Here is a 10,788-nt window from a genome sequence, read left to right on the forward strand (position 1 = left end):
TGAGCCAGTAGCCGCAGGGCAGCTCGGCCGCCGTGCCCGCGTTAAGGGCCACGGACGCGGCGCCAGAGCTCTGGAGGGAACGAGCGAGCTGTGCGCTCAGCGCGCTCGTAAGGTGGGAATCGGCGTTGAGCCACTCGGCAGCTTCCTGCGCGGTGATCTGGGAGTGGGGCATGCCGGCGCTGTGCAGCACGGGCAGGACAGCGTCGCGCGCGGCGTCGCTTGCCCAGGCGATCTGGGAGTAGACCTTGGCGTCGTTGTCGCCGTCGGAGACATCGGCGCCAAAGATCTGGTAGGCGTCGTAGCTACTCGCTACGGTGTCGCTCACCGTGATGGAACCGGTCGAGGTCGGCGCGGCCTGCGCGGAAGCGGGGAACACAACCGCGCAGGTGCTGACCAAGAGGGCGAGCAGCGCAAACAAGATCGGGAAGGAGCTAAACTTCTTATTCACGACGCTCACCTCCCTTCGCATTCGCCTTGCGACGAATGTGCATCCAGGCCGCAGCAGCGCAAAGCACCGCCGCGCCGGCAAGGTACGTCAGAGTGACGCCCGACATACCAGAAAGGGGCAAAGACGTGGAGTAGGTGTTGGTGAAGGTGGGGGCGTCAGTGTCGGTGAGCTCGTGATCTTCGCTATTAGCGTCTGCCACCCACTCGCCATCGGAGTCAACGGTTCCCTTCCTGTAGGTCACCGCACAGTCGATCCTTCCTTCGGTGTTATCCGTTGCCGTAACCGTGAACTTGTAGACCGAATTATCGAACTTGTAATGCGAGAAAATCGAGTTATCGTCCTTCTCGCACATATAGTACGTGAAGGTCTTGGAAGCGCCACGGCCCGGAACATCAGAATCACTCTGCTTCAGACTGGCAAGATTGTAATTAATCTCGCCGAAGCCCAGGGTCTGGGATTTGTCGCCGTCGGCAGTAGTGGTAATCACGCCGTCGGGGTCGGTCTTAACCGTCTCGGCTTCTTTGAAGCCCGTGTTATCCGCAAACTCGAGCGTAAACTCCTTCATCTCGCCACCCTTAACGACCTTGGTCGCCGCAGGCGTCCAGGAGCCGGTAGATTCGTACGGAGTGTACTTGTTGGTGAAGGTCTTTGATCCATCGGGGTTGGCAATCGAATAATAGCCGTTGCTATCCTGCACTACGCCCCACGGTTCTACGTTGTCCCACTCCCCAGAAGACTTGTCGAGTTTGTGCTTGGTCACACTGACGTTTTCAATTGTGTAGTTATGGATCTTGAGAGCTACCTGCTGGTTCGGGTCGTTCTTTTTCGGAACAGTCATGAGCTCGGTCGGGTTATCCTTGGCGCTTACCACAATCTCATACACAGCGGAGTCGTACGTGATACCCGGTTCAGCGCCGGAATCTTCGACCAAGTAGTATGTGATAGTGGTTATGTCAGCTGTACCACTCGTTGCGAACTGTTCATCAAGATCAAACGTGATGTTACCGCTTGCGTCATTTTTTGCAGTTCCAACCTCGGTGCAAACGTTACGATTGAATGTCGCGCTAGCCAAAGGGTCGGTTGAGTCCTTGCGGTAGACCCTAAAGGTAAACTGATTCTCTTCGAGCCCCTCGTTCACATTTGTCTGCGAATTACGTAGTACCTTGGTCGCCTTGAGCTTGAGGCTCGGATAGACATACGTGTCCTCAGGCACGCCCATGTACAGGTCGCCGTTCGACATGATGCCGCCGCCATGGTCCCAGGAATAGTTGCCGGTGATGAACGTTGTCGCAACTTTTTGCGCATTGATCGCGGCTTCGTCTTGAGCTGTAACACCCGAGCTCAGGCCGATGCTTTTATATACCTGCACGCCACCGTTAGCGGGGATAGTAATGGCTTGCGTAAGCTCTTTACTTCCCTTGTATTTGGCGTCACCGCCGCCAAGCATTTTGCCAATCACCGCCGCGATCGGGGTCTTATGATCCTCCGCCGCAAGGAAGAAGTCCGCGTGGCCGTTTTCGCGAAACTCTTTGGCATTGTAGGCGTCAGCATCCTGGTTCTTTTTGTGTTCAAGGCCTTCGTAGCCACCAGCGGATAGGTGAGGGGTGCCTTCGTTACCGCTATTCGTTTCAGAATTATAATCAGCTTTTGCGTCCTGCTGATCTTTGGCAGACGAATTGCCAAAGATTGCTGTGCCCTCAGTGTTCGTTACCAACGTCTTGCCCGTAGGGCAGACTGCAACGCCACCGCCATAGCCGTCAGCGGTATTGGCGCTAATGTACGAGTTATATATGAATAGCCTACCAGCAGTCTTCTCCTTGCCCAAATCCGAGTTTCCCTGGACAAAGATACCGCCTCCGCCCCAGTCAAAGCGAGACATGCAAGAGTTATTAGTGATGTAGACTGGGCTATCGTTTGACGACCCATTTATCATCGCGTCAACCATCTGGCCCACTCGAATGCCAGCACCTTCAGATCGGTAGCTCACGTTAGAGGCAATAATTCCTCCCGTGATTTTCAGCCACGCCATACCCGTACGGGATTGCTTATTACGGTCGACATCCGTGACATAAACGCCGCCGCCTGCTTCCTCAGAATAGTTGCCCGTGATCTGGCCGCCCGAAATGGTGACATGAGTACCGTTTCTAGCGGCAAGTCCAGCGCCGCCATGATCGCCATAACCATCATGGCCACAGAAATTGGCATATTTATTGTTAGTGATGTAGCCACCGGAAACAGTGACGCTGCCGCCTTCGGCCATGATGCCGCCGCCGAAACCAGTGCCAGAAGGAAGTGTGCTGTTGCCGGAGATTACGCCACCAGTTATGGTGACCGTGGAACCTCCAGCATACACACCGCCGCCACTAGGAGCGCTGTTGCCGGCAATTACGCCACCGGTCAGTTTTAGGGTCGAGGCCTTACCTTTATCGTTGGACACCTTAATGCCCGCGCCCGCGCCCGAGCTAGAAGCGCCACACACATAGCCACCGCTCATGTTGACAGTAGAGCCGTTCTCGGCATAGATGAGGTTGCCAACATTGCAATTATACTGTTGGGTAATTACACCGCTATCAAGATTAAACGTACCGCCCGCATAAACGTTGATGAGCCTCATCGTGGAGCCGGCAGCGGTACCCACGATGGCACCGTTGATGCTGACCTCGTGCCTATAGAGAGTCTCGGTTGTCCCCGTACCGTTCGGCGTAGATTCGGTCACGTAATACGTGAGTTTGGTCGGAATGCCAGAGCTGGTGTCGTAGTCCATCGAGGCAACTCGCCCATTATTGCCGCCATCCGAAGTCTGCTTTTGATCAGACCCTTGGTTAGAATCTTTAACTGTAAGCGCCGCGTTATTGGTGATGTTGAAGAGTGGCTTATTTGAATTGTCGCCCGAATGCGTGATTTTATGGCCGCTTAAGTCCAGCGTTATATTGCTGCCGCTCTTCTCAAGTTTGATTTCGCCGGGATAGTCGATATCGTTTGCAAGCTCAAAGCTAACAGCTTGATTTTCCTCAATGCCCTGAAGCTTATCTCGCAATTCACCGCCATTAGCAATAGCCGTGGCTGCTTCTTCGTTCTCCGCAGCTTCTTCGGCTACCGAGACAGTGCCATCGTCGACCGCTTCATTATCTTCTGCCTGCGACTCGTCCTTGGGCTGCTCCTCCGGTTGGGGATCGCCCACGCCGTTTTCGACATCGTCACTATTCTGGTTTTCGGTATCCCCGTTGTTGGTGTTTTCTACATCAGTAGACTCACTTGAAGAATCCCCCGTCACAGTTTCTTCGGTAGAAACCGTCTGGGCATCGTTGGCAATAGCCTGCGAGATCGGGGGCATGACGAGCGACAGCACCAGGCTCAACACGGAGGCTCCGCACAAAACGCCTGCCAGTACACGGCGCGTCGCTTTTTTACTCTGCTTAGTTTTTTCTGAATTCGCTTTCATCGATGTCTCCTCCCCAAGAGACCGCGATCTTGCTCTTTCACTATCAAACGTATCTGCGCAATCTGTAATTGCGCTCGTTTAGTTATGCACTTATAACGATTGTTAAACAGCTGAGCAAATAAAACCGATAGTTTTGTAGTGAGTTCTCAATTCTCTTGACAATTGCTCGGATTTGCCTTCGTTTATTCGCTATCTATTTTTTGTTTCTGCTGGTAATTTAGTTGCGTATTATTTTTAATGGCATTAGATTTATTTGCACAACATTTTGCTCAAGAGCAAACATCCTGTGAACGGTCGAAAATCGACCGTGAGCGGTAGGTCATCAACCGGAAGGAATATCCTACCAAATTGATGAGAATATCTTGAACCCACCGGTGGTTAGAAACATGATGTTCAGACAGCAATATTTGATTTTTCACACAGCTTTTAGGTATCAATTCGCCCAAATCGCCTGAGGCCACCGCAAAAGAGCCTGCCCCCTTCTGCGGTGGTTCTCCCCCAGCGCTACAACAGATGTTCCTCGATAAAGATCGCAATGCCGTCTTTGTCGTTGCTGGCGGTTACAAAATCGGCGGCGGCGCGGGTGGCGTCGCTGCCGTTTGCCATGGCCACGCCCACGCCGGCGTCAGCCACCATGCAGGTGTCGTTATCGGCATCGCCAAACACGCAAATGTTCGTAAGCTCCATGTCGTTGAGCTCTGCCACGCGTACAAGGCCGCGCGTCTTGGACACGCGCGGATCCATGAACTCGTAGAGGCGCTGCGTGGTTTGCAGAGCCGCCGCCTTAACAGTGTTATCGGCAAACGTCGACGCCCGCTCAATCACCCGCGGCATTACCTCGGGCGCCATGGTAAACATCACCTTGGGCTGCGGCTCGCGCAAGAACTCGGCAAAATCGACCACCTGGTAGGGCACGCCGTCGACGCGCGACAAGTGCTCGACGCACGCGTTGCTCTCGGGCACGTAGAACACGCCGTCTCGGGGGCAGACGGGCGTTGCCGGAAGGTCCGCCATGTGCTTGCAGATGCGCGCGATGGTCTCGCCCGGCAGCGGATAGCTCAGCTCGTTGATGTCGTGCGCGCGGTCGATGACCTCGGCACCACCGCAGCCCACGAGCACGTCCACCAGGCCTTCGATGCCCCAGAGCTCGTACATGGCCTCGGTCGCGTGGGCGTCGCGCCCGGTGCACAGGCCAAAGAGCACGCCACGCTCGCGCAGGGCGCGGATCGCCGCCACGGTGTGCGGGGACACCGTGTGCTCGCTCGTGAGCAATGTGCCGTCGATATCGCAGAACACGGCTTTGATGTGGCTGAAGGTGGCGTCCATGGGGGCCTTTCTGGGTTGTGCCGCAGCGTGGGGTGTATTCGCAAACGGCGTACATGGTATACCAAGGCGCGGGTCGTTGGGACCCGACCGCCACAAAGGTGCCTGACCCCTTTGTGGCGGCTTGTGGTGCTCGGGCCTCAGCACAATCCATCACAACATTCGACGTTTTTCGGCAAAATCGCGATTTTCATCGAATGTTGTGACGGTTTCTTACCGTTCTGCAGCACGATCCAAATGTCCGCGTCCAAACAGCAGCAGCGCCGCGGGAACTGCCGTTACGACCAGGCCCGCGCCTACGAGTGTCTGCTGCACGCCAAATGTTGCTGCCAGCCACGGGGCGATCGCTGGCGGCGCCACGCCGGCAAACATGTTGCCAAAGCCCATGACCGAGTTGACGCGGCCGAGCTGCTCGAGTGGCGCCGTCGTTTGCACGATGGTGTTGTGGAGCGGGTTGACGACGCCCCAGGCCACGCCCAGGGCGATCTGGCCGACGAGCGCCACGCCCACGTACGGCGTGCCCACGTAGAGCAGGCTTCCCAGACCCACGGACATAAGCGCCACGAGCAGCGTTTTAAGACCGATGAGGCGCGGCGGCATGCGGAGCGCGACCACGGCGCCCAACACCGCGCCCACACCGGATGCCGACGAGAGCCAGCCCATCCACTCGACGCCAACGTGCAGGACATCGCGATAGAAGAACGATTCCAGCGGATCGAAGGCCCCATAGCCAAAGTTCGAAAGGAAGATGATGCAGAAGAGCAGGGCGAGGACGCTGTTGGTAAAGACCGTCTTGATGCTGGTCGCGAAGGTGGCGCTGGCGGACGTGTTGGGGTTGGAGCGGTTGGGCTGGCTTGCGCGCTCCCCTTCCCCCGCTGAATCGTTGTTCGCTTGCCCGACGATGTGGCCCGCCTGCGGTCTAAAACCCCAGCCGGCAATGAGCGCAAGCAGGGTGAACAGCATCATGAGCACGAACACCGCGCGCGACGATGCTGCAGCCGCCACAAAGCCGCCCAGCGTGGGGCCAACGATAATGCTCACGTTGGAAAACATGGTGATGGCGGAGTTGATGTCTTTGAGCTCGACGGGGTCATCGGTGAGATAGGCCGGGTAGGACGTGGCGATGGGCTGGGCGAACCCCATCACAAAGCCCAAGAGTACTGCGCCGGCAAGGACCGTCTCGGTCGCGTCGCCAAAGGCGATAATCGCCGCGCCCGTTGCCAGCGTGCCGACGATGCTCAACAGAAAATGGTGGCGCGGGCCCCAGGCGTCGAGCGCCGCGCCACCCGCAAAGGATCCCAAGATCACGAAGACGTTCATAAACAGAACGGCCAGCGACGTCGCGACGACCGAAGCGCCGTCCGCATAGGTAAGCGTTCCGATAACGCCGATAAAGTAGCTGGTCTGGAAGCCGGTGTAGATGAGAAACCGCATTGCCACCAGGCGCTTGGCCTGCGCGGACAGCGATGGTTGGGATTTTGAGATTCGAGATAGGGACATGGGCGCTCCTTGTTGCATACGAATACGGGCCGCGGGCATTGACCGCCGGCCATCGACTCAATCTTTCTGTATGCAACGTTAAGGACGCATCGGGCCCCTTCTCTCCGTCTTCGCCCGGATGAACTACTTGGTAGATTGTAAGGCATGTCCCACACATCTACTAAAGCAAAAACCACCACAAAGGTGCCTGGCCCCTTTGTGGTGGAAATGACGTTTGCCCAGATAAAACCTGCCAAAATTAACCTGTCCCTTTTTGGCAGGTTTTAGGCGAGATGGTCTTGAATCAAATCGCAGATGGCTCGGGCGTCGTTGATGTTGATGGCTCGGGTCGCAAAGCCGGCGTCAAAAGCCTGGCGCGCCAGGGCCTCGTTGCAGGCGAGGGCCAGCGTGCGGCCGTCGACCAGATCGAGCGAGCTCTTGCCGCGCAGGCGATCGACACCGGAGCGCGCGACCACGATGTTGTCAAAGCCCTCGGTCTTATAGCCCTCGATGATCACCACATCGACGTCGTTGTAGCGCGACAGCAGCTCGCGCGCGGGCATCTCGTCCTCCTCGCGCGTGTCGGCGTACTCCGCCCAGCGCGTGGCGCAAATGAGACCCACGTGTTTGGATCCCGCCTGGTGATGGCGCCAGGTGTCCTTGGCGGGCACGTCGATATCAAAGCCGTGATGCCCATGATGCTTGAGCGAGCCCACGCGCAGGCCACGGCGGGTAAGCTCGGCGATGACCTTCTCGACGAGCGTGGTCTTGCCCGAGTTCTGGTAGCCGATAAACGCGATTGCTGGGGCAGCCGGAGTGGGAACTGCGGGCACGGCCGGGGCGGATGCGCTCGCGGGCGCGGCGCCGTCGTCAGCGGCGGCCTCGGCAGCGGCAGCTTGACGCTCCGCGCGATCCCACACGCCCGAGCGTCCGCCCTCCTTGTGCAGCAAACGCACGTCGACGATCTCCATGCCGCGGTCGACTGCCTTGCACATGTCGTAGATGGTCAAGCATGCGGCACTCGCGCCGGTCAGCGCCTCCATCTCGATGCCCGTCTTGCCCGTCACGCCCGCCGTGACCAGCACGTGAAAGCCGACCTGTCCGTCGGGACGCGCCGGCGCCCAGCCCTCGGGCGTCTCGTCGGCCGGCGTTCCTGCCGGAGCGATGGGCTCGATATCGCACTTGCTCTTGGTGATGAGCAGCGGATGGCACATGGGGATGATGTCGCTCGTGCGCTTGATGGCCATGATGCCCGCGACACGCGCGCAGGCGAGTACGTCGCCCTTCTTGGCGCGGTCCTGCAGCACCATGGCCTGCGTCTCGGGATGCATGAGGATGGTGCCCTCGGCGATGGCGATGCGGTGCGTCTCGGCCTTGTCGGATACGTCGACCATACGCACCTCGCCTTTGGCGTCCACGTGCGTCAGCTCGTCGCGGTGCGCGTCGCGGGAAGGTGCGGCAGCGTTATCGCTGGCGGCCGACTGTGCGGTCGTGGACACGGCGTCTTTGCTGGCTGCCGCAGCTTTGTGGGCAGACATCGCGGCCCTGCGAGCGGCCTTAGTAGCATCGGCGTACCTGCTCTTGGCCATATGATCATCCTCCGATTTGGGACATAAATCGTTGCGTGCCCTCAATTATCGCGTGTTCCTGCGGTTTGTGGGCCACGGCATCGCGCCAAATCGAAAGTACCTGCATATCATCACCACGGCGCAGCGCCTCGCGGACCGAATACTCGGCATCGCTAAACAAGCAGGGGCGCACGCTGCCGTCGGCCGTCAGGCGCAAACGGTTGCAACTCGCGCAAAAATGGTTGGACATGGCGCTAATGAAGCCAACCGTACCCGCCGCGCCCGGAAAGCGCCAGTAGCGCGCGGGACCGGCACCGGCAGGAGCGTCGTTGATGTCGAGTGGCTCAAGCTCGCCCAGGCCCACCGCAGCGGCGCCGGCATTAATGCGCGCCCGCAGCTCGTCGCTTGGCACGGTGTCGCTCGCGTCCCACAACTCGGGATTGAGCGTGGGCGCATGAGGATCCACGGCGCAATGCGAGCTCGTGTGCTCATCGCCGATGGGCATGTATTCGATAAAGCGCAGGTGAATGGGGCGGTCGACGGTCAGGCGCGCGAGGGCCGCCACGTCCTGGTTGAGCCGGCGGACGACCACACAGTTGACCTTAACCGGCTCAAAGCCCCAGGTCAGCGCCGCATCGATGCCCGCCATGGTTTGCTCGAGCCGGCCAAGGCGCGTGATCTTTCCAAAGAGCGCGGGGTCGAGCGTATCGAGCGAAATGTTGACGCGGTCGAGCCCGGCATCTTTAAGCTCCGGCGCCAGCTTGGGCAGCAGGGCACCGTTGGTGGTGAGCGAGATGTCCTCGATCTGCGGGATCGCGCGGATATCGCGGATGAGCGGGATAATGCGGCGGCTGACCAGCGGCTCGCCACCCGTCAGGCGCACGCGGCGAATGCCCTCCCCCGCCACCAGACGCACAAAACGGGCGATTTCCTCGGCGCTGAGTAACTCGTCGTGCGCGCGCGGCGCCACGCCATCGGCAGGCATGCAGTAGATGCAGCGGAAATTACACTTGTCGGTCACGGCAATGCGCAAATAGTTGATATCGCGGCCAAAACCGTCATGTTGCGCGCGCTCGTCCACGCAATCCTCCCCTCGCGCAGCGATTTATTCTTCGGGAAACATAATACCCCACAAGAGAACCAGGTCGACACCCGTACGACAGGACAGGCCATTCGAGCAAGAAGGGCTTCCCGAGCCCATCCTCAGTATTCAAACCGTCCCAACATTCGATGCTTTTCCGATATTGGCAAAAAACGTCGAATGTTGGGACGGTTTAGGTGTTCGCAGGGCTCGGAAGATGAGCTAGACGCCCCTAGAGGCCGCCGTTCCAGTGCCGAATCACGAATTCCCGCAGGTCATTCTGCCGTTTCTGGAACGCTTCGCTTCGGTCGCACTTGAGGCCCATAGCGAGCGCGATGGCATTCATCGCCCGGTGCAATTGCAGCCGGTTGGCAAACTGAGTCCCAGTGAGGACGATCATCCTAAAGCCCAGCGCGCTAAGAACGGTCATGCGCTCCGCGTCCGACGCACTGCGCTGCTTATCAAGATGGTCCGAGCCGTTGTATTCAATCCCCGTACCGCTCGCAGGCGCAAATACATCGATCTCGAAATACCCGGCCTTAGCGAGATATTTGAACTCGTTGGGAACATCGACCCGATGGTTGAGTTCAACCCTGGTGTACCCTAGCCCGCCTTGGGAACGCTTCGCGACGACCATGATTGCAGTGGCCGTCTCCATGGGCGATCGTGCGCCATCGTGCACGCGCTTGAGCACGGCGGCCGCGCGTATAGCCCCCTGACGAGATCGGTTTTCATCGCAATAAGCGATCAAGTCGGCAACGGTATACCTCTGCCCCATCTCGATATAATCGCCTGACGACAAATGATTCAAATGGTAACGGGCGCAGATTTCATACCCATATTCCAGCTGCTCAGGCTCACTCATCCACGAGCCCGCCTGGACAAAGCACATGGCCTCATCAACCACCAAGAGACCCTCTGCCACCTCGATAAGATGATCCGAGGGTATGGGCGCTCCAAACACATGGCGTCGGAGACCCGCCGGTCGAGAGCGTTCAAAATCGAAACCAACCAGCGTGTCAATACGATCGAGCTCTTCATGCGGAATGCCAAGTAAGGCCAGGTAGTCGGTGACAATCTCGACCGCCGCAGATATTCTCAGTCCCTTGGCATCGAGTCCCAATTTGGGCAGGCCCGCAGTCGGCTCCGCCTCGTTAGCAAGCGAGTCCTCATCGTATAGGCTGCTTGCTCGCGAGAGCGGCTCGGACGGGCGCACCACGTTGTGGTACAGCCAGGCAGTCTTATGGGACAGGACGATCGGCAGGTCCATGAGCCCTCCAATGGGTCGGATAACCAACCTTATTCCCCTGCTCGCGGATTCGCACACCTTCGCATGCAAGTTAGCGATTCCACCCGATCGAGTGGCAGAAAAACCGTCCCAACATTCGATGCTTGGTCGCGCGCGCAGACGTGGTGTAAGAGTGTCCTGAGGTCCGTCGCTGCAAGT

At 58.4% G+C, this 10,788-nt stretch carries 7 protein-coding genes; all 7 read right to left on the minus strand.

The annotated features are described in order from the left end of the window. Positions 1–448, minus strand: a 448-nt coding sequence (locus I2G43_RS04175; RefSeq protein WP_195535198.1) for a hypothetical protein, incomplete at its 3' end; no start/stop codon positions are given. After that, positions 441–3,890 carry a Spy0128 family protein gene (locus I2G43_RS04180; protein WP_195535199.1) on the minus strand — a complete coding sequence of 1,150 codons (3,450 nt, stop codon included), beginning with the start codon at positions 3,888–3,890 and terminating at the stop codon, positions 441–443. The genes I2G43_RS04180 and I2G43_RS04175, both read right to left, overlap by 8 nt. A gap of 504 nt (positions 3,891–4,394) precedes the next feature. After that, the gene (locus tag I2G43_RS04185) at positions 4,395–5,216 is read right to left on the minus strand and encodes an HAD family hydrolase (protein WP_195535200.1); all 822 of its coding nucleotides are present in this window, start codon (positions 5,214–5,216) and stop codon (positions 4,395–4,397) included. A 210-nt stretch (positions 5,217–5,426) separates the two neighbouring features. Beyond that, positions 5,427–6,713, minus strand: a complete 1,287-nt coding sequence (locus I2G43_RS04190) for an MFS transporter (protein ID WP_195535201.1) — start codon at positions 6,711–6,713, stop codon at positions 5,427–5,429. A 263-nt stretch (positions 6,714–6,976) separates the two neighbouring features. Beyond that, the gene (gene mobB / locus I2G43_RS10700) at positions 6,977–8,281 is read right to left on the minus strand and encodes a molybdopterin-guanine dinucleotide biosynthesis protein B (protein ID WP_195535202.1); all 1,305 of its coding nucleotides are present in this window, start codon (positions 8,279–8,281) and stop codon (positions 6,977–6,979) included. Positions 8,282–8,285: 4 nt separating this feature from the next. Continuing rightward, the gene (moaA, locus tag I2G43_RS04200) at positions 8,286–9,341 is read right to left on the minus strand and encodes a GTP 3',8-cyclase MoaA (RefSeq protein WP_195535203.1); all 1,056 of its coding nucleotides are present in this window, start codon (positions 9,339–9,341) and stop codon (positions 8,286–8,288) included. A gap of 232 nt (positions 9,342–9,573) precedes the next feature. Continuing rightward, on the minus strand, positions 9,574–10,611 hold the full coding sequence (locus I2G43_RS04205; RefSeq protein WP_195535204.1) for a hypothetical protein: 1,038 nt from the start codon (positions 10,609–10,611) through the stop codon (positions 9,574–9,576). Positions 10,612–10,788 lie beyond the last annotated feature (177 nt).

Origin of the sequence: Collinsella aerofaciens (assembly GCF_015557435.1) — a bacterium.
Lineage (GTDB): Bacteria > Actinomycetota > Coriobacteriia > Coriobacteriales > Coriobacteriaceae > Collinsella > Collinsella aerofaciens_Z.

Excerpts from the sequence above, each read along its gene's own strand:
- I2G43_RS04180 (WP_195535199.1), bottom strand. The coding sequence starts at position 3,890 with ATGAAAGCGAATTCAGAAAAAACTAAGCAGAGTAAAAAAGCGACGCGC.
- I2G43_RS04185 (WP_195535200.1), bottom strand. The coding sequence starts at position 5,216 with ATGGACGCCACCTTCAGCCACATCAAAGCCGTGTTCTGCGATATCGAC.
- I2G43_RS04190 (WP_195535201.1), bottom strand. The coding sequence starts at position 6,713 with ATGTCCCTATCTCGAATCTCAAAATCCCAACCATCGCTGTCCGCGCAG.
- mobB (WP_195535202.1), bottom strand. The coding sequence starts at position 8,281 with ATGGCCAAGAGCAGGTACGCCGATGCTACTAAGGCCGCTCGCAGGGCC.
- I2G43_RS04205 (WP_195535204.1), bottom strand. The coding sequence starts at position 10,611 with ATGGACCTGCCGATCGTCCTGTCCCATAAGACTGCCTGGCTGTACCAC.